The 18,108-nt window shown below is 37.6% G+C and carries 18 protein-coding genes, 1 pseudogene and 2 riboswitches; of the genes and pseudogenes, 13 read left to right on the forward strand and 6 right to left on the reverse strand.

Translation table 11 applies throughout. The features are described from left to right. Positions 1 to 23: 23 nt before the first annotated feature. Positions 24 to 182: riboswitch (SAM riboswitch) on the reverse strand. Between the two features lie 68 nt (positions 183 to 250). Continuing rightward, positions 251 to 1,027, reverse strand: a complete 777-nt coding sequence (locus MKX65_RS07080) for a nitrilase-related carbon-nitrogen hydrolase (protein WP_160546335.1) — start codon at positions 1,025 to 1,027, stop codon at positions 251 to 253. Positions 1,028 to 1,158: 131 nt separating this feature from the next. Here MKX65_RS07080 and MKX65_RS07085 point away from each other — a divergent pair, with 131 nt between their 5' ends. From MKX65_RS07085 to MKX65_RS07110, 6 genes are all read left to right on the forward strand, one after another. After that, positions 1,159 to 2,331, forward strand: coding sequence for a pyridoxal phosphate-dependent aminotransferase (locus MKX65_RS07085; RefSeq protein WP_340902995.1), 1,173 nt, complete (start codon positions 1,159 to 1,161; stop codon positions 2,329 to 2,331). 83 nt (positions 2,332 to 2,414) lie between these two features. Next, positions 2,415 to 2,521, forward strand: a riboswitch (SAM riboswitch). Between the two features lie 86 nt (positions 2,522 to 2,607). Beyond that, positions 2,608 to 3,840 (forward strand): 2,3-diketo-5-methylthiopentyl-1-phosphate enolase, encoded by a 1,233-nt coding sequence (locus tag MKX65_RS07090; protein WP_160546464.1) that lies wholly within the window; start codon positions 2,608 to 2,610, stop codon positions 3,838 to 3,840. Further along, complete coding sequence (locus tag MKX65_RS07095) at positions 3,837 to 4,499, forward strand: 2-hydroxy-3-keto-5-methylthiopentenyl-1-phosphate phosphatase (protein ID WP_340902996.1); 663 nt, start codon at positions 3,837 to 3,839, stop codon at positions 4,497 to 4,499. Before MKX65_RS07090 ends, MKX65_RS07095 begins: the two co-directional genes overlap by 4 nt. Further along, a complete protein-coding gene (locus MKX65_RS07100; RefSeq protein ID WP_340902998.1) occupies positions 4,496 to 5,110 on the forward strand; it encodes a methylthioribulose 1-phosphate dehydratase in 615 nt (204 codons plus the stop codon). The genes MKX65_RS07095 and MKX65_RS07100 overlap by 4 nt, the downstream gene beginning before the upstream one ends. Positions 5,111 to 5,131: 21 nt before the next feature. Then, positions 5,132 to 5,665, forward strand: coding sequence for a cupin domain-containing protein (locus MKX65_RS07105; protein ID WP_160546331.1), 534 nt, complete (start codon positions 5,132 to 5,134; stop codon positions 5,663 to 5,665). A 240-nt stretch (positions 5,666 to 5,905) separates the two neighbouring features. Then, positions 5,906 to 6,145 carry an aspartyl-phosphate phosphatase Spo0E family protein gene (locus MKX65_RS07110; RefSeq protein WP_340903001.1) on the forward strand — a complete coding sequence of 80 codons (240 nt, stop codon included), beginning with the start codon at positions 5,906 to 5,908 and terminating at the stop codon, positions 6,143 to 6,145. Between the two features lie 52 nt (positions 6,146 to 6,197). Here MKX65_RS07110 and MKX65_RS07115 read toward each other — a convergent pair whose 3' ends face one another. Both MKX65_RS07115 and MKX65_RS07120 read right to left on the reverse strand, forming a co-directional pair. Then, positions 6,198 to 7,076: a YitT family protein gene (locus MKX65_RS07115; RefSeq protein ID WP_445677946.1), complete on the reverse strand. Its 879-nt coding sequence runs from the start codon at positions 7,074 to 7,076 to the stop codon at positions 6,198 to 6,200. A 162-nt stretch (positions 7,077 to 7,238) separates the two neighbouring features. Beyond that, positions 7,239 to 7,733: pseudogene (locus MKX65_RS07120) on the reverse strand (ZIP family metal transporter); the annotation flags it as partial. 376 nt (positions 7,734 to 8,109) lie between these two features. Between MKX65_RS07120 and MKX65_RS07125 the strand changes: the two are divergent. The 5 genes from MKX65_RS07125 to MKX65_RS07145 all read left to right on the forward strand — a co-directional run bounded on the left by MKX65_RS07125 (position 8,110) and on the right by MKX65_RS07145 (position 11,997). Then, a complete protein-coding gene (locus MKX65_RS07125) occupies positions 8,110 to 8,931 on the forward strand; it encodes an electron transfer flavoprotein subunit beta/FixA family protein (protein WP_160549489.1) in 822 nt (273 codons plus the stop codon). A gap of 34 nt (positions 8,932 to 8,965) precedes the next feature. Further along, positions 8,966 to 9,994, forward strand: a complete 1,029-nt coding sequence (locus MKX65_RS07130) for an FAD-binding protein (protein WP_160549488.1) — start codon at positions 8,966 to 8,968, stop codon at positions 9,992 to 9,994. Continuing rightward, positions 9,987 to 11,282: an FAD-dependent oxidoreductase gene (locus MKX65_RS07135; RefSeq protein WP_340903007.1), complete on the forward strand. Its 1,296-nt coding sequence runs from the start codon at positions 9,987 to 9,989 to the stop codon at positions 11,280 to 11,282. Before MKX65_RS07130 ends, MKX65_RS07135 begins: the two co-directional genes overlap by 8 nt. Next, the gene (locus MKX65_RS07140; protein WP_160549486.1) at positions 11,282 to 11,566 is read left to right on the forward strand and encodes a ferredoxin family protein; all 285 of its coding nucleotides are present in this window, start codon (positions 11,282 to 11,284) and stop codon (positions 11,564 to 11,566) included. Before MKX65_RS07135 ends, MKX65_RS07140 begins: the two co-directional genes overlap by 1 nt. 182 nt (positions 11,567 to 11,748) lie before the next feature. Then, a complete protein-coding gene (locus MKX65_RS07145) occupies positions 11,749 to 11,997 on the forward strand; it encodes a hypothetical protein (RefSeq protein WP_160549484.1) in 249 nt (82 codons plus the stop codon). A gap of 109 nt (positions 11,998 to 12,106) precedes the next feature. Here MKX65_RS07145 and MKX65_RS07150 read toward each other — a convergent pair whose 3' ends face one another. The 3 genes from MKX65_RS07150 to MKX65_RS07160 all read right to left on the reverse strand — a co-directional run bounded on the left by MKX65_RS07150 (position 12,107) and on the right by MKX65_RS07160 (position 15,627). Next, the gene (locus MKX65_RS07150; RefSeq protein ID WP_160549483.1) at positions 12,107 to 12,448 is read right to left on the reverse strand and encodes a hypothetical protein; all 342 of its coding nucleotides are present in this window, start codon (positions 12,446 to 12,448) and stop codon (positions 12,107 to 12,109) included. Between the two features lie 288 nt (positions 12,449 to 12,736). After that, positions 12,737 to 13,966: an MFS transporter gene (locus tag MKX65_RS07155; protein ID WP_340903012.1), complete on the reverse strand. Its 1,230-nt coding sequence runs from the start codon at positions 13,964 to 13,966 to the stop codon at positions 12,737 to 12,739. A 167-nt stretch (positions 13,967 to 14,133) separates the two neighbouring features. Continuing rightward, entirely contained in the window at positions 14,134 to 15,627 is a 1,494-nt protein-coding gene (locus MKX65_RS07160) for an ATP-binding protein (protein WP_340903014.1), read from the reverse strand. Between the two features lie 181 nt (positions 15,628 to 15,808). Here MKX65_RS07160 and MKX65_RS07165 point away from each other — a divergent pair, with 181 nt between their 5' ends. Next, positions 15,809 to 16,258: a MarR family winged helix-turn-helix transcriptional regulator gene (locus MKX65_RS07165; RefSeq protein ID WP_377058807.1), complete on the forward strand. Its 450-nt coding sequence runs from the start codon at positions 15,809 to 15,811 to the stop codon at positions 16,256 to 16,258. A 111-nt stretch (positions 16,259 to 16,369) separates the two neighbouring features. Further along, the gene (locus tag MKX65_RS07170; RefSeq protein ID WP_340903017.1) at positions 16,370 to 18,064 is read left to right on the forward strand and encodes a M3 family oligoendopeptidase; all 1,695 of its coding nucleotides are present in this window, start codon (positions 16,370 to 16,372) and stop codon (positions 18,062 to 18,064) included. Positions 18,065 to 18,108 lie beyond the last annotated feature (44 nt).

An 18,108-nucleotide genomic window follows, 5' to 3' on the forward strand; every position in this document is an offset into this window, starting at 1 on the left:
GTTTGAGGCTTTAGTCAACAAACCTCTTATCTACCAGAAAGGAAATTTCTTTCTGTTGGAATTAGCACCGTGCCTTACGGATTTATCCGGCGCTAAATTGATAGCGCCCCATTTCACAATGGAATTACGGTCGGTTGCTGGGCTTCATCGGGCCAAATCCCTCTGCCTACTCTTGATAAGAGATGTAATTTTCAGTTAATATTCACTGATCAGAATCATATCAGCATAGTGTTAAAGTTGTCAACAGTTTTTAATATAAGTCTGTCCGACGGTCTGAAAATATCGGAATCGTGTTGCGGACTTTCTTTACTTCTGCCAAATCGATTTGACCAGTTACAATAGATTCAAGTTCGTCTCCCTCAGCAATTACTTCTCCCCAAGGATTAATAATCAATGAATGCCCAGCAAACACATTGTCGGGATCTGAGCCTGAACGATTGCATGCTATGACAAAGCATTGATTTTCAATCGCTCTAGCAATTAATAAAGATCTCCAATGGTTCAATCGAGGGAGAGGCCACTCAGCAACAACAACGATGGTTTCCGCTCCTTCTGTCGTATGAGCACGAATCCATTCAGGAAAGCGAATATCATAGCATATGAATCCTGCAAATAAATACTTGTCTAGAGCAAATATCCCGTTTGTACTGCCTGATTGAAGATGTTCATGCTCATTCATTAGCTTAAAAAGATGCGCTTTACTGTATGTGGAAACAAGTTCTCCTTCGTTACTAATGACCAGCATGGTGTTGTATACACCGTTATTTTCTTGAGAAGCAACAGATCCACCAACTATGTGCACATGATGTTTTTTAGCTAATTTCTGCAAAAATTCAATGCTCTTTTTTGCTTCTAAGTCAGCAAGAACATCGAGGCGAGTTAAATCATAGCCTGTGGTCCATAGCTCTGGAAGAATGACTAAATCAGGTTTTTCAGCCATTGCTAACTCTATTAATCTTTCCGCTTTTTGAAAGTTTTCTTCTACATTCCCAAAGCTTATATCCATCTGAATACATGAAACTCTCATAAGAAACCACCTTTTCTAAAAAATATTAGTAAAAATACTTTACAAGTTGTCATTTACGATATACATTTGTGACTAGTTTTTCAATATAAAAATTGCCAATTACCCGAATATTTAAAGTAGGTGGAAAAAAGATGATATATCCTCAATCAAAATTATTAAAAAGCTTACCTAAACAATTCTTTGCTTCACTTGTTGCTAAAGTAAATAAGCAAATCAGTGATGGCCATGATGTGATAAACCTGGGACAGGGAAACCCTGATCAACCGACAGCAACACATATCGTAAAAGCCCTGCAAGTGGCAGCAGAGAATCCGAATAATCACAAATACTCTCCTTTTCAAGGCTTTGCATCATTAAAAGAAGCTGCTGCGACCTTTTATAAAAGAGAATATAACGTAGATATCAATCCTGAGAAAGAAGTTGCCATTCTTTTCGGAGGAAAAGCTGGGCTTGTTGAAATCCCACAATGTTTATTAAACCCAGGTGAACATGTTCTCGTCCCGGATCCGGGCTATCCAGACTATTGGTCAGGGGTAGCACTTGCACAAGCAGAAATGATTACAATGCCCTTGAAAGAGGAAAATCATTTTCTTCCCGATTATACGGCTCTTTCAGATAGCGAGCTTGAAAAAGCGAAGCTTATGTTCTTAAATTATCCGAATAACCCGACAGGCGCAATAGCAAACGCTGAATTTTTTGAAGATACGGTTGCACTAGCTAAAGAACACGAGATTTGTGTTGTACATGATTTTGCATACGGAGCGATAGGCTTTAATGGTCATAAACCGATTAGTTTTCTTGAAACAGAAGGTGCAAAAGACGTGGGAATTGAAATATATACTTTATCGAAGACGTATAACATGGCTGGTTGGAGAGTAGGCTTTGCCGTTGGCAATGAGAGTGTCATTTCAGCTCTTAATTTGTTGCAAGACCATTTATATGTAAGTCTTTTTGGAGCTGTCCAAGAGGCGGCAGTGGCAGCATTAACAGATTCTCAAAGTTGTGTACGTGAGTTAAATGCATTGTACGAATCTAGAAGAAACGTGTTTATCGGAGGACTTCAAGAATTAGGTTGGAATGTCGAAGCACCGGAGGGTTCATTTTTTGCATGGCTGAAGGTTCCTAATGGTTATACATCTGAGCAATTTTCAGATTTATTACTAGAAAAAGCACATATTGCAGTTGCCCCTGGAATTGGATTTGGAAACTGGGGAGAGGGTTATGTTCGAGTGGGGTTACTAACTTCGGAAGCTCGTTTGCAAGAAGCGGTTGAAAGAATTTCAAAGCTCCAAATTTTTAGTTAATGTATTGACAGTCGAATTAAATTCTGGAATAATCAAAATCAATTGAAAGTATAAACAATAATACCATAATGAAAACATTCGTTTTCTTATCAAGAGCAGGTGGAGGGACGAGCCCGACGAAGCCCGGCAACCGACTTACAGTTTTGTAAGCACGGTGCTAATTCTTGCAGCAAAGGCTGATAGATAAGGAGATGTTAGTTTACGATACTAACCTCTTCTGATGACCAGAAGAGGTTTTTTATGTATACCCGTGTCGGAGAGAAAGGACGAAAGCAAATGAGTGAGATCATCGCAACGTACTTAGTACATGACGCCAAACACAACCCAGAGAAAAAAGCAGAGGAAATTGCGCTTGGTTTAACGGTTGGTTCATGGACTCAATTACAAAAGCTTGAGCAAGAGCAATTGAAAAAATATAAAGGTAGAGTTATTTCCGCAGAAAAATTACACATAGATGAACATACAAATGAAACGGTAGCGGTGTTAAAAATCGCTTATCCTTCAAATAACTTTTCGCTAGATCTTCCAGCTATTTTAACAACAGTGTTTGGAAAGCTTTCACTTGACGGGAAGATTAAGCTATTAGATCTTGATTTTTCAGAAGAGTTAAAAACAGCTTTTCCAGGTCCTAAGTTTGGTATCAATGGCCTAAGAGACAAGCTGGGTGTATATGATCGTCCGTTATTAATGAGTATTTTTAAAGGAATTCTTGGTAGAGATCTTCCATTCCTCATCAGCCAATTGCGCGAACAAGCATTGGGTGGAGTCGATTTTGTAAAAGATGATGAAATATTGTTTGAAAACCCATTAACTCCATTTGAACAAAGAATTACTGGAGGAAGAGAAGTTCTACAACAGGTCTATGAAGAAACTGGACATCGTACTTTGTATGCTGTGAACTTGACAGGACGTACGTCTCAATTAATTGACAAAGCTAAAAAAGCAAAAGAACTTGGTGCGGACTTACTATTGTTTAATGTGTTTGCGTATGGACTTGATGTTCTTCAGGAATTACGCGAAGAAGAGAATGTCGATCTTCCGATTATGGCACATCCAGCTGTGAGTGGAGCGCTCACTTCATCTGATGTGTACGGAATTTCTCATTCCCTACTACTTGGGAAATTGTTGCGTTACGCTGGAGCTGACTTGTCTTTATTCCCGTCTCCATACGGTTCTGTGGCTTTGGAAAAGAATGCAGCATTATCAATTGCTAAAGCGTTAACAGATCAGTCAGAATCTATGAATAAGAGTTTCCCAGTGCCTTCAGCTGGTATTCATCCTGGACTTGTTCCACTTTTACTACAAGATTTTGGCTTAGATAGTGTCATTAATGCTGGTGGTGGTGTACATGGTCATCCAGCTGGTGCGAAAGGTGGAGGTCTAGCTTTCCGCCAAGCTATTGATTTAAGTCAAAAAGGTCTGCCATTGAGAGAAAATTCACAGCAATATCCTGAACTTGCAAAAGCGATTGAACTGTGGGGAGTTACTGAGGTGGCAAAACCATCATGAGCAAGAAGATAGCTGTATTTTGTGATTTCGATGGCACAATCACCGAGAAGGATAACATTATTGCCATTATGAAAAGATTTGCTCCACCTGAATGGGAAGCACTAAAAGACGACATTTTGTCAGAGCGTATTTCCATTCGGGAAGGAGTTGGTAAGCTATTCTCGTTGCTTCCTTCATCTAAAAAGGAAGAAATCATTACGTATGCAATTGAAAATGTGAAAATACGTGAAGGATTTGCTGATTTTGTGAAGTTTTTGAAGGAGAAGAATATTCCTTTGTATGTTGTTAGTGGAGGTATTGATTTCTTCGTTTATCCTATTCTACAAGCTTATGGTCCTTTTTCAGGAGTCTATTGTAATGCTTCCGATTTTAGTGGAGAGTATATCAATATTCTTTGGCCAAATGCATGTGATGAGCATTGTCAGAACGATTGTGGCTGCTGTAAACCTACTATTATTCGTGGACTTAAAGAAGATTTCTACAAAGTCGTTATCGGTGATTCAGTAACCGATTTGCAAGCAGCTAAGCAAGCTGATCTAGTGATTGCAAGAGAACTGCTATTAGAAAAATCAATAGAGTATGGATTGAATCATAGAGAGTTTGTTGATTTCTATGATGTGATCAAGCATATGTCGCAAGTAGAGGAGTTGATTGGATGAGTCAGTTAACTGAACGTTGGGAAGAGCTTGCTGATGTGAAGGATGAACTTGCTGTTCGAGATTGGTTTATGGGAACGAGCGGGAATTTAGCCATAAAGGTTAGCGACAATCCTTTACAATTCTTAGTAACAGCAAGTGGCAAGGATAAGAGGAAGCGAACGTCAGAGGATTTTCTGCTCGTCGATGAGAATGGAAAACCAGTAAATGAGACGCATTTGAAGCCATCTGCTGAAACCTTATTACATGTGGAAATCTATAATAAAACAGCTGCTGGGTGTAGTTTACACGTTCATACAATTGATAATAATATCATATCTGAATTATATGGCGATCAAGGAGAAATCACTTTTACTGGCCAGGAGCTTATTAAAGCATTTGATTTATGGGAAGAAGATGCCGTACTTCGAGTTCCTATTATCAGTAATCCAGCTCATATTCCGACACTAGCACAGGAGTTTAGTGAACATGTAAAAGAGGACAAAGGCGTTGTGTTAATCAGAAACCATGGAATAACAGTGTGGGGGAAAAATGCATTCGAGGCAAAAAAACTACTAGAAGCATCCGAATTTTTATTTCGTTATCATCTAAGACTTTTAGAATATAAAAAATAAAATATAAAGGAGTATGAAAAAATGGCACATATCGTTTTTCAAAGTACAAAAGAAGAGATTAGAGATCAAAAAGAAGTAGCAGCGTTTTTACAATCACAAGAGGTAATCTATGAGAATTGGGATATTACAAAACTACCTAGCAATCTTCAAGAGAAATATATTTTAACAGATGCAGAGAAAGCAGAAATCTTATCCGCATTCTCAACTGAAATTGCTGAAATTTCAGAGAAGCGTGGATACAAGGCACAGGATGTTATTTCTCTTGCTGAACACACTCCAAACCTAGAGCAACTATTAAAGAACTTCCAACAAGAACACCACCATACAGACGATGAGGTACGCTTTATCGTTAGTGGACACGGGGTATTTATTATTCAAGGGTTAGACGGAGAATTTTTTGAGGTATTTCTAAATCCTGGTGATCTTATTTCAGTTCCTCCGAATGTTAGACATTATTTTACTCTTCAAGAGGATAGAAAAGTAGTAGCTATCCGTATTTTTGTAACTACTGAAGGATGGGTTCCAATCTACGAAAAGAATGAAGTAGAAGCTTAATAATAGTTATCAAGGCACTAGAGTCTATACTCCTAGTGTCTTTATTACTTTTGGTGGATAAAATCGATAATTGTCGAAAAGTAATAGGAGTTTTAGGGTGGTTTTTTGTCGTATTCCGAAATATTTAGAAAAATTTGTCTTATTTTGCGATTCTATTTACTTTTATTCGAATTCTTGCAATAATTCATCAAGTGATCATTTTTTTTAGGGGATTTAAGGGAGTATTAGGAGGTTAGCGGGGTGCAGCAGAATAGCAGTGAAATGCTTGCCACGATTCAACAAATGAGAGAGAAAATGATTGAATCTGCACAAGCAAATGGTTTAGGTGGAGAAGAGACGATCGAATGTAGTCAGGAGCTTGATAAGTTGATTTTTGAATATCAATGCTTATCACAAGAGAAAAGAAAAAGCAAAAGAGAAATAAAGATAACCAGAAAACAAGCTATGTTTGTATGGCAAAATAACATCATATGCGTATAAATAGATTGAAAAGGAAGGAGTCGTTAGCGCTCCTTCCTTTTTTGTGGATATTCTAATGGATCGCTCGCTTTTTAAATCTCCCACCTCTAACTTCGGCTATGTCTGCAACGGCGAGAAAGGCATTGCTATCTAAATCTTCTATAATGAGCTTGAGCTTTGCTTCTTCTAGGCGGGTAATGACACAGAAAATAACTTTTTTATCCTCTCCTGTATAGGCTCCTTCTCCTGAGAGGAAGGTGACACCCCGACCGAGACGGGCCAAAATCGCCTCACCAATTTCTTTATGCTTATCGCTAATGATCCATGCAGATTTTGATTGATCTAAACCTTCAATAACGATATCAATGGTTTTAAAAGCAATAAAATAGGCTAAAACCGAATACATCGCTCGGTCCCATCCAAATACAAATCCCCCGGTACCAAAAATAAAAATATTAAAAAACATAATCACTTCTCCAACGGAAAAAGGAATCTTTTTATTGATCAATATGGCAAGGATTTCTGTACCGTCCAGTGAGCCTCCATACCGGATGACTAGTCCTACCCCTGACCCTAAGGCAATTCCCCCAAATACGGTTGCTAACAGGATGTCATCAGTAAAAGCAGGAACGGGATGAAGATATACGGTTGTAATTGATAATATGGTGATAGCGAAGAGTGTAGATAGTGCGAAGGTTTTTCCAATTTGTTTATATCCGATGAAAAAGAATGGAACATTTAAAATGAAGATGATTAGACCAATTTTAATCGCAGTAATATGAGAGAGAATAATTGATATCCCAACGATTCCACCATCCATAATTTGATTGGGTATGAGGAAAATTTCTAATCCTACAGCCATTAGGATAGCGCCAATAAAAATAAAAACAGCTCTTTTAATAATACTTTTTTTCGGTAATTTTCGGTGCTGTATTTGGTTCTCTAAATTCATTTGAATGGCTTCGTGAATAAGTTGTTTTTCCATTAAGTCACCTCCATTTGTATCGATCCTTGTTATTTATTATACAATAAATCGTTTCTATGTAAGTAAATCTGGAACTTAATCATTCAAAGGAAATAAAAAAGCGGCATGTATACACATGCCGAATTCATATTATGAAAAGAGGTCAATTAGCAATATCATAAATAGTAAACCAAAAATAAAGGAGTAAGTGGATGTACGTTCATTGCCATCCCCATGACTTTCAGGTATTAACTCTTTATATATAATGAACAGCATAGCTCCAGCTGCAAAGGCTAGACCATAGGGGACGAGACTTGCAACATAGGAAGTTAAATAGAAACCTAGTAAACTTGTAACAATTTCGATTGCACCTGTTAAAGTAGCTACTACAAACGCCTTGCTTTTTTCAATTTTTTGATTCACTAAAAATAGGGCTACTAAAAATCCTTCAGGAGCGTTTTGGAGTCCGATGGCAAAAGCGATTAGATTTCCTGTATTCGCTTCAGCAGTTGTAGCATAACTAACTCCAACTGATAATCCTTCGGGAATATTATGGAGCGTAATCGCTGCAATAATCAACATCGCTTTTTCATCAAATTCCATTTCGTATTTTTGAGTCGTATGCTGTAAATCTATATGAGCGATTGCTCACACAATTACATATATGAAATTTGAATGACATCTGTGATTTTTATCATATGGGAAAAGTTGAATTTCTTTTAATATAATAACTAGAATGGTAAGTACTGGACCATTCCCTTCAAAAAATAAATGTTATTCCATCCTAGTGGATAAACCCCACCATTTAAATATGTAGATATACAAAAATGAAGATTCCGTAAGCCATTCACTTCTAACTAACTACACTTTAATGAAAACGCATACAAAAATTATTATACACAAAAAATATCATCTAATTTGTTTGTACTATGCTCGTAAACCGATACATATATCGTTATTACGAAGCTTTGCAAAATATATATAGCTGATTTAGCCTTTAGTCATTAAGGAGGGGATTTGTATGCACATTGTAGTTTGTGTCAAGCAGGTACCAGACACGAAGATCATTAAGATTAATCCTAAGACGAATACGCTTGATCGTCGAAGTGCCCCAGCAATTTTAAATCCTTACGATGCACATGCTGTCCAAGAAGCCGTTCGGATGAAGCGTTTCATCAAAGAAGTATATATTTCTGTTTTATCGATGGGGCCACCACAAGCAAATGCGATTATTAAAAAAAGCGTTGAAATTGGTGCTGACGAGGGATATTTGATTTCTGACCGCGCATTTGCAGGTGCAGATACATTAGCAACAAGCTATGCATTATCGAAGGCTTTAGATAAAATCGCCAGTATCAGACCGATTGATATGATTCTTTGTGGAAAGCATGCGATTGATGGAGACACTGGGCAAGTGGGACCTGGAATTGCAAGAAGATTGGATATTCCTCCAGTTACAAACGTGATCGAAGTGACAGAACTTAATGAAAAGGAGCAAAACGTAGTTGTTAAGAGAAAGCTGTCAGGAGGGTACCAGTTGCTTCAAATCCAAATGCCATGCTTATTGACTGTCGAAAAAGAAATCAATGCGATAGAATATTCCCCTCTTCCTAATATGTTAAAAGCTGCAAGGTACGAACCCGTTGTTTGGACGGTAAACGATCTAGGAGACGTGGACCGAACACAGCTAGGACTTAAAGGATCACCTACCATCGTTGGTAAAATGTTTACTCCTCCAAAGCATGAGGGTGGGAAGCGTTTAGAGGGCTCTTCAGATGAACAAGTAAGAGAGCTGATCAAATGCTTACTTGAAGAGAAAAAAGAACTTTTTCATGTGAAGTGATACACATTAATACGTGATGATGGGGGTGCCTAAAATGAGTAAAGAATACCGTGGCGTGTGGGTATTCATTGAACAGAATGAAGGCGAAATTGAAGGTGTTTCGTTAGAATTGCTTGGAGCAGGAAGAAAGTTAGCAGATAAGTTAAGTGTTTCGCTTTGTGGAGTCCTGCTAGGTAAAGATGTTAAAGCCCTATGTAATCAAGTCATCTCCTACGGGGCGGATAAGGTGTATGTGATTGATCATCCAGTATTAGAAGAGTACCGGACAGAATCCTATATGAAGGGCGTGGTTCTTCTCGCTGAAAAATACAGTCCTGAGATATTTTTATACGGAGCCACACCAAACGGTAAGGACCTTGCCAGTGCTGTAGCAACTGATTTAAGTACGGGTTTGACTGCAGATACAACCATGTTAGATGTGGATCTTGATAAAAGGTTATTGGAGGCAAGTAGACCCGCCTTTGGTGGAAATATTATGGCTACGATTTTATGTAAAAAGCATCGACCTCAAATGGCAACCGTTCGACCGAAAGTAATGAAAGCTCTTGAACGAGATAAAGAGCGGCAGGGAGTAATCATTGAAGAAAATATCGAATTGTATGAGGACGATATGAGAACAAAAGTGCTCAAAGTTGTGAAGGATGTAACGAAAAGAGCCAATCTTGCGGATGCACATATCATTGTTTGCGGTGGAAAGGGATTAGGGGATCAGCAAAATTTTTCATTAATCTATGAGCTTGCAGAAGTGATTGGTGCAAGTGTTGGTGGAACGAGGGATGTGGTAGAAGCTGGCTGGCTCCCACATGAGTTGCAAATTGGGCAAACGGGTGAAACGGTAACACCAAAAATATACTTCGCAGTCGGTATCTCAGGTGCTATTCAACACGTAGTCGGTATGAAGAATTCAGAAATTATTATCGCCATTAACAAGGATGCAAGTGCACCTATTTTTGATATAGCAACCTATGGAATTGTAGGGGATGCTTTGGACATTCTCCCGAAACTCATCCAACAATTTAAAGAAATACGTACAGAAAAGGGTGGTGAAATCAGTTATGCCTGAAAAATTTGACGTCATTGTTGTTGGTGCTGGACCTGCAGGAACTTCATGTGCCTATACATGTGCAAAGAACGGATTGAAGGTGCTCCAACTCGAGCGTGGGGAATATCCAGGAAGTAAAAACGTAATGGGTGGCGTATTATACAGGAAACAAATGGAGGAGATTATTCCTGAGTTTTGGAAGGAAGCGCCATTAGAAAGACCTGTTATTGAACAACGCTTCTGGATGATGGATAAGGAGTCTACCGTCTCTTTTGGCTACAAAGGATTAGAGTGGGGAAAGGAACCTTATAATAACTTTACCGTATTAAGAGCTCCGTTTGATCAATGGTTTGCGGCAAAAGGGGTGGAACAAGGGGTATTGCTCATCAATGAAACAGTAGCCAATGAGTGTATTGTAGAAAATGGAAAAGTGGTAGGGGTTCGGACCGATCGTCCTGATGGAGATGTGTATGCGGATGTAGTCGTATTAGCTGATGGTGTAAACTCTCTGTTAGGCAAGCAGCTTGGCTTTCATAAAGAATTTCGTCCTGATGAAGTTGCTCTTACGGTAATGGAGGTTATTAATCTATCAAAAGAAAAGATTAACGACCGCTTTAACCTTGAGGAGAACCAAGGTTGTACGATTGAAATCTTTGGTGATTCAACAAAGGGGAACCTTGGTACAGCCTTTATATATACGAATAAAGAAAGTATTAATATAGGTGTAGGTACAACTCTATCCAGCATGATAAAGGCAAAGCTCAAGCCATATGATTTGCTAGATTACTTGAAAAATCATGCCATGGTAAAACCACTACTTGCGGGTGGGGAGTCTGCGGAGTATTTGGCGCATTTAATTCCAGAAGGAGGATATCATTCGGTACCCAAAGTGGCAGGTAATGGGGTTGTAGTTGTCGGAGATGCGGCCCAATTAGTAAACGCTATCCATCGAGAAGGCTCAAATATGGCGATGTCATCAAGAAAGATGGCAGCTGAAGCCATTATTCGTGCAAAGGAAAGAAATGATTTTAGTGAGGCAAGTTTAAATAGTTACCGTGAAGCTTTATATAATAGCTTTATTATGAAGGACTTAGAAAAATATAAAGATGCTGCCCACACATTTGAGCATCATCCTCAGTATTTTAAAGAGTATATTCCAATGATGAATCAGGCAATGAGTAAATTCTTTACAGTCGACGGAACACCAAAGCGTGAAAAACAAAAACAAATCATGAGAAGTGTAACTGGGACCAAAGGAACGTTTAAAGTCATTCAAGATGTCTATCGTGCTTGGAAGGCGGTGAAATAATGTCAACGAAAACTATCGAGGAAAAACAGTACTTATTGCGTTTTAAGTGTGACACGAAATCTCATCTAACAGTGCTTGACCACGATATTTGTATGACAAAATGTCCTGATAAAATTTGTACCGTATTCTGTCCAGCAGAAGTATACAAGTGGGAAGGCACGAGAATGCAAGTAGGGTACGAGGGCTGCCACGAATGTGGAAGCTGCCGCATTGGTTGCCCATACCAAAATATTAAATGGGAATATCCAAAAGGCGGCCATGGAATTGTGTTTCGATTAGCGTAACAGCAAATAAATAGTTGAGCAAAAGACACCTTCATGGATATGATTGGTGTCTTTGTTTTGTTATGTCCTGAATATTGTGTATAAAATGTGAATTATTTAAAGATTCCGATAATATGGTTGAAAACGAACAAACATTCCGTTACTATTAAAATAGGTTCTATTAATAGATAGGAGGAGACAGTATGGATCGAACATCGTATTTAGCTGGAATACTCTACTATTTAACTTGTGATGTACAAGTTCAGGAGGCAGCCATTGATATATTAAATGGAGAATTAACAGTGAAAGAGGCGGGGACTCGTCCTACTTTGCAGCCCTATGTTCTGAAGGCGAAAAAGCGGCTAAAGGAACTTGAAAAGAACAAAACCGATAAGCAACATTTAGAAATTGTTCAGTTTGTTGAAAACTACTTATATAGCTACCAATTATAGATTTACTTCTTCGATAGACCTCTATGAATTCCATCCTATTTATCGTTATGTATAAATTTTCACATAGTAGCCTAAAAAGGAAAAGCCAAAAGTATTGATTAAAATCTATTTAGCTTATTCTTACTCTTACCGTGTATTTCATCATCTCGTCGTTAAGTCCACTAACCATAAGATCTTTAGCTGTATTGCAAGCCTGTTCAAAGCAGGAATAACTTTCAGAACAATAATGTGGTTGACTTAACTCAAAGTTTCCATGATGGTCTGCAAGGTAAACAAGAACATTCCAAACATAAAAATCTTCTGTTCCATTTTTAGGATGACCGTCTAATGCGACTAGCCAGTGTACAGAAGCCTCAGACATGAATCGACTTCCTTTTAGCATGGACTGGTCATTCTCTCCAATTCGAATAAATGCGGTTGGGTAAAATTCTTGTAGATTACATTGATACATTTTAACCCCTCCTAACCTCTCGTGTTTACAATAGAAACTTCTTATATTTTTATTATATGAGCTTTACAAAAAAATTACCTCCTAAATTGTTAAAATTTTTAGAATTTTAAAAGCGTTTACATTATTTTCTCTGTGATAAGCATCACAACAGAAAAGCACTTACTTTCTTATAATCAAAGTAACAATATGAACTATTCCCCATAATACAAAACTTCTTTACAGAAGATGAAAAAGAACAATTGAAAGAAAGAATTAAAAAATAAAACGGAAGAGGGTGCCTCTTCCGTTTTATTTGTATATATCTGCAATTTGTTTGTCAGATGGAAGCAGAAGTGTTAGAAACCCAAGTAATGGGAGAAAACCGGTTGATATAATTGTTAAAGTCAATCCAATTGTATCTGCTAATATACCTAAAAATACCGATCCTAAAGCTCCCATTCCAAAAGCTAATCCTACTGTCAAACCTGCCATTGTCCCTATCTTCCCGGGAACGAGTTCTTGGGCATAAACAACGGTTACTGAAAAACTAGACATAAGTATGAAGCCCGCTATTGCCAGTAAAACGACTGCGAAATAATGAGGCACGAAGGGAAGCAAAATGGTGATTGGAGCAGAACTAATCATGGATAACAAGATGATGGTTTTTTTCCCAAACCTGTCAGCTAACGGTCCACCGAAAAAAGTACCTAATGCTCCTGCAACTAGAAACACAAATAAATAAAGCTGAGCTTGCTGTATAGAAAAGCTGTACTTATCAATTGCATAAAACGCGTAGTAATTAGTGATTCCTGAAATATACCAGGAACGAGCGAAGATTAAGAATAAGATCACAAGCAAATAGAAGCGAATTTGTCGTTGAAATGAAAATGATGCAGGCGCTATTTTCTTCATTTCTTTTGGTTTATGACCATCTATCTTTAGCTTGTTCGCGTACCAAAAAGCAATATAAACCAGTAACCCCACTGCAACTGCTGCGACAATTGTAAACCAGCCTGCCCCTTTTTGACCAAAAGGAACGAGTATAAGAGCCGTAATTAATGGAGCTAGTGCTTGCCCGGAATTACCCCCAACTTGATATATGGACTGTGCAAGCCCTCTTCTTGGTCCTGCTGCCATATAGGCAACCCTTGAACCTTCAGGATGGAAAACAGCTGATCCTAAGCCAATAAAGACCACCGATATGACAATTAGTAAGAAGCTAGGGGCAAAAGCTAGCCCTAGAACTCCTATTAAAGTAAACATCAAGCCGATGGGTAAAGCAAATGGCATAGGCTTACGATCTGTAATCATTCCAACAAAGGGCTGCATGATCGAGGATACAATATTTAGTGAAAAACCAATGATTCCTAATTGAGTAAAGCTTAGACCCATTGATTGTTCAAGGATAGGGAACATAGCGGGTACAACCGACTGAATCGAATCGTTTAATAAGTGACATAATGCGATGATGAATAAGATTTTATAAGTTGTTGCACTGTCAGTTTTTTTAAATTCTTGAACAGTAGCAGTCTGTGCCATAATAAAAAGATCTCCTTTGATTTTGAAGAATGGTATAAAAATATCTTACTAAATTTCCAGTGATTATGAAATGGTTTATTTCGTGAGGCAAAGTATATGATATAGAAGTAGATAAGTATATAATTTCCAATAGTGCTCATAAAAAAATAGAGAGCCAAACAAGCTCTCTATTTTCTCATTAACGGAAATGTAACAAGCACTGTTGTTCCTTTGTTTTCGATACTTGTAATATCAATTTCTCCATGAAACGATTGGACGATTCTTTTGCAAACAACTAGACCTAAGCCAGTACCTGACGCCTTTGACGTATAAAAAGGGTGGAAAATCTTCTCAAGCTCATCTTTTCCAATCCCAACTCCCGAATCAGAGATCGTAAGAACACATTTTTCCCTTTCTTTTGAAATACGGATGCCAAGTGTACCACCTGTGGGCATGGATTCAAATGCATTTCTCGTAATATTTAAAATGACTTGCTTCATTTGATCCTTTGTACATGAAACAACAACCGGTTCTTCAGGAAATGAATAATGGCATATCACATTGTTTAAGTTTGCTTCAGATGAAATAAGTGGTTGTAGCTCTTGAATAATCATTTTTATATCGATCGGCTCATTTTTCATGGCTGTCGGTTTTCCGAGAATTAGAAACTCGCTCACAATTTGATTAATTCGCTTAATTTCGTTATTGATAACCGAAAAATAAAATTGATCTTCTTCACCTTTATGCTTTTCACTTAGCAACTGGATAAGGCCGTTAATTCCAGTTAATGGATTTCGAATTTCATGTGCGGTGCCAGCAGCTAATGTACCTACCAGCTCAAGTTTTTGGGCCTCATTTTGTTTTCTTTCCTTAATGGATTGTCTTTTTAGTAAAATATATTTAACTAAAAGAAACAGGATATGCGTCAAAATAAAGAACAAAGTGATTGTTCCCACTAAATGAGAAATATTTGTACGTGCTGCGTTTTCATCTACCTTTACTTTAATCGTCCAGGGTAGCTGATTCATAGGAGTTGATACCCAATGACCACCTTGTTTATATAAATGTTTGGAATCGAAATCAATGATCACCTGATCTTCTTGGTTGAGGATGACTATAGGTGTTTCGGGTGTAAGTATTTTCATTATGTTTTGAACATGGTCAACCCTCAGTAGTGCAAGCGTGATAAATGTCAGTTGACTATGCTCATCCAACACAGGTGAAGCAAGTCCGATCACCTTTTGGTTATTTTTTAATGTATTCACCTGTGCAGATATAATGATATCTTTCGTACGTATGACTTCTTGAATATACGAGTTTTTGTACAGATTGTCGTCTAGTAGATTGTTAGAGCCAACAATCAATCGTCCTTCTTCGTTTAATAAAAATAAGCCACTGTATCTAGGATCTGTCTGAAACGCCTTTTGAAGCAATGGGGCCATTTTTTCTGGGCTGTTAACGTATATCTCTGACGTGAGAGACAGAGTTTGAATAGAAGTGACTGTTTCACTTATAAATTGATCCCAATGTGATTTATGAATAGAAGCAATCCATTCTGCATGTTGAACTTGCTCTAACAGGTTTTTTTCTTTTTCAATCTGCGAAAAAATATAACTGCCACCTAGTGTTGGTAGTACTACGATGAGGCTATATAAAAGTAGGTTTTGTAAGTGTCTTTTCATGTAATGACTCCAAGCACATAATTTTTTTCCATAGCTTCGCTTATTATATCACTATATTAGTAAGCTTTTTATAGGAATTACGGATTAAACGGGAATTTGACAGAACAAAGATAGTTTTTCTATAATAGTCTTAATTAAAAATATTTTATCAAAAAAGGTAAAAATATTGGATATTAAAGGGATGAGAATCATGGAAGCTGAAATCAGTCAATCTTTAAAACTTTTTATTGTGCTATCTAGAGCATATCGGTCAGTCAATGAAAATGTAAATAAACTTATTCAAACATATGGACTTAATCCAACAGAGTTTGCTGTTCTTGAACTTTTATACCACAAAGGAGATCAGCCGTTACAACAAATAGGTGAAAAAATCCTCCTTGCGAGTGGAAGTATTACGTACGTGGTGGATAAATTAGAGCAAAAGTCTTTACTTGCTAGAGTCGCTTGTCCTAGTGATCGAAGAGTAACATATGCTCAAATCACTGAACAAGGGAAGAAATTTATCGAAGATATTTTTCCTGACCATGCCCAAAAAATACATGAATTAATGAAAGAGCTTACAGCTGATGAAAAAGATCAAGCAACAGAGCTCCTGAAGAAATTAGGATTATCTATAGAAAATAAGAAATAATAGTAAGCAAAGGCATCGACTGGGGTGCCTTGTTTTTTTGTGCTTCTTTGTCGCCTGAGTTATAATAAAAGAGAGATTTTTTCGAAATTTTTAAACAAAGGGGGATTTACTTTGCAATTTGAACAGTATACATATGAGAGACCTAATTTTGAGGTTGTTGAAAAGAAATTTTTAGATGCATTAGAGGTTTTTTCAAAAGCAGCCTCTGCAAACGAGCAAAATGAGGCAATGAAAGAAATAAATAAAATACGTAATGATTTAGGCACGATGTTTAACCTCGTTTATATTCGCCATTCGATCGATACGAATGATGAGTTTTACAAGGCGGAACAAGATTATACGGATGAAATTCAACCAAGTGTTGAGGGATTAGTTACAAAGTATTACGAAGCGCTTGTAAATTCACCTTTTAAGCTCGAGCTAGAAGAAAAGTGGGGAAAACAGCTTTTTGCCTTAGCAGAAGCACAGCTAAAGGTTTTCTCTCCTGCAATCATTCCTTTGCTTCAACAAGAGAATAAACTTACGACGGAATATACAAAGCTACTTGCTGCTGCAAAAATTCCCTTCGAGGGAGAAGAACGGACATTAGCACAAATGGAACCGTTTACAGAATCGAAGGATCGAGGTATGAGAAAAAAGGCAAGTGAAGCTCGTTTTAATTATTTTTCAGAAAACGAAAGTGAGTTAGATCGTATTTATGACGACTTGGTCAAGGTACGTACAGAGATTTCTCAAAAACTTGGATATAAAAACTTTGTTGAACTAGCATATTACCGTATGTATCGTACCGACTATAACGCGGAAATGGTCGCAGGGTTTAGAAAACAAGTGGAAGATTATATTGTACCGATTGCTACAAAACTAAAGGAACGACAAAGACAAAGAATTGATGTTGATACTCTCAAGTATTATGACGAAAACTTCAAGTTTAAGTCAGGGAATGCGGTACCGAAGGGTGATCCTGAATGGATTATTCAAAATGGACAAAAGATGTATGATGAACTATCAAAGGAAACAGGCGAGTTCTTTCATTATATGGTAGAGAATCATTTAATGGACTTGGTGGCAAAGAAAGGAAAAGCTGGTGGCGGATATTGTACGTATATTGAAAACTACAAGTCTCCATTTATCTTTTCAAATTTTAATGGAACGTCAGGAGATATTGATGTTTTAACCCATGAGGCAGGGCATGCATTCCAGGTGTACTCAAGCAGTCATTTTGAAATTCCTGAATACAATTGGCCGACATATGAAGCAGCTGAAATTCATTCGATGAGTATGGAATTTTTCACATGGCCATGGATGGAGCTATTTTTTAAGGAAGATACGGATAAATATAAATTTGCTCATTTAAGCTCAGCCCTTTTATTCCTTCCATATGGGGTAAGTGTGGACGAATTCCAGCATTGGGTGTATGAAAACCCTACCGCTACACCAAAAGAAAGAAAGTTAGCTTGGCGTGAGATTGAAAAGAAATACATGCCTCACAAAGATTACGATGGTAATGAATACTTAGAGGGGGGCGGATTCTGGCAGCGTCAGGGGCATATTTATACGACTCCGTTCTATTATATTGATTACACTTTGGCACAAATTTGTGCATTCCAATTCTGGAAACGTTCTGGAGAGGATCATAAAAAAGCATGGAATGATTATCTACATCTCTGTACTTTAGGCGGTAGCATGCCTTTTACTGAGCTTGTAAAAGCAGCAAACTTAATTTCACCTTTTGAAGATGGTTGCGTACAATCTGTTGTAGGTGAAATTGAGGCTTGGTTAAACTCAATCGAAGATCAAAAGTTATAAGAAAAAGAGCGAAGCCAACATAATGTGGCTCCGCTCTTTCTATT

Source organism: Robertmurraya sp. FSL R5-0851, from assembly GCF_038002965.1.
GTDB lineage: Bacteria > Bacillota > Bacilli > Bacillales > Cytobacillaceae > Robertmurraya_A > Robertmurraya_A beringensis.

Excerpts from the sequence above, each read along its gene's own strand:
- MKX65_RS07095 (WP_340902996.1), top strand. The coding sequence starts at position 3,837 with ATGAGCAAGAAGATAGCTGTATTTTGTGATTTCGATGGCACAATCACC.
- MKX65_RS07080 (WP_160546335.1), bottom strand. The coding sequence starts at position 1,027 with ATGAGAGTTTCATGTATTCAGATGGATATAAGCTTTGGGAATGTAGAA.
- MKX65_RS07135 (WP_340903007.1), top strand. The coding sequence starts at position 9,987 with ATGCCTGAAAAATTTGACGTCATTGTTGTTGGTGCTGGACCTGCAGGA.
- MKX65_RS07155 (WP_340903012.1), bottom strand. The coding sequence starts at position 13,966 with ATGGCACAGACTGCTACTGTTCAAGAATTTAAAAAAACTGACAGTGCA.
- MKX65_RS07130 (WP_160549488.1), top strand. The coding sequence starts at position 8,966 with ATGAGTAAAGAATACCGTGGCGTGTGGGTATTCATTGAACAGAATGAA.
- MKX65_RS07160 (WP_340903014.1), bottom strand. The coding sequence starts at position 15,627 with ATGAAAAGACACTTACAAAACCTACTTTTATATAGCCTCATCGTAGTA.
- MKX65_RS07125 (WP_160549489.1), top strand. The coding sequence starts at position 8,110 with ATGCACATTGTAGTTTGTGTCAAGCAGGTACCAGACACGAAGATCATT.
- MKX65_RS07165 (WP_377058807.1), top strand. The coding sequence starts at position 15,809 with ATGAGAATCATGGAAGCTGAAATCAGTCAATCTTTAAAACTTTTTATT.
- MKX65_RS07105 (WP_160546331.1), top strand. The coding sequence starts at position 5,132 with ATGGCACATATCGTTTTTCAAAGTACAAAAGAAGAGATTAGAGATCAA.
- MKX65_RS07140 (WP_160549486.1), top strand. The coding sequence starts at position 11,282 with ATGTCAACGAAAACTATCGAGGAAAAACAGTACTTATTGCGTTTTAAG.
- MKX65_RS07115 (WP_445677946.1), bottom strand. The coding sequence starts at position 7,076 with ATGAATTTAGAGAACCAAATACAGCACCGAAAATTACCGAAAAAAAGT.
- MKX65_RS07145 (WP_160549484.1), top strand. The coding sequence starts at position 11,749 with ATGGATCGAACATCGTATTTAGCTGGAATACTCTACTATTTAACTTGT.
- MKX65_RS07090 (WP_160546464.1), top strand. The coding sequence starts at position 2,608 with ATGAGTGAGATCATCGCAACGTACTTAGTACATGACGCCAAACACAAC.
- MKX65_RS07085 (WP_340902995.1), top strand. The coding sequence starts at position 1,159 with ATGATATATCCTCAATCAAAATTATTAAAAAGCTTACCTAAACAATTC.
- MKX65_RS07100 (WP_340902998.1), top strand. The coding sequence starts at position 4,496 with ATGAGTCAGTTAACTGAACGTTGGGAAGAGCTTGCTGATGTGAAGGAT.
- MKX65_RS07150 (WP_160549483.1), bottom strand. The coding sequence starts at position 12,448 with ATGTATCAATGTAATCTACAAGAATTTTACCCAACCGCATTTATTCGA.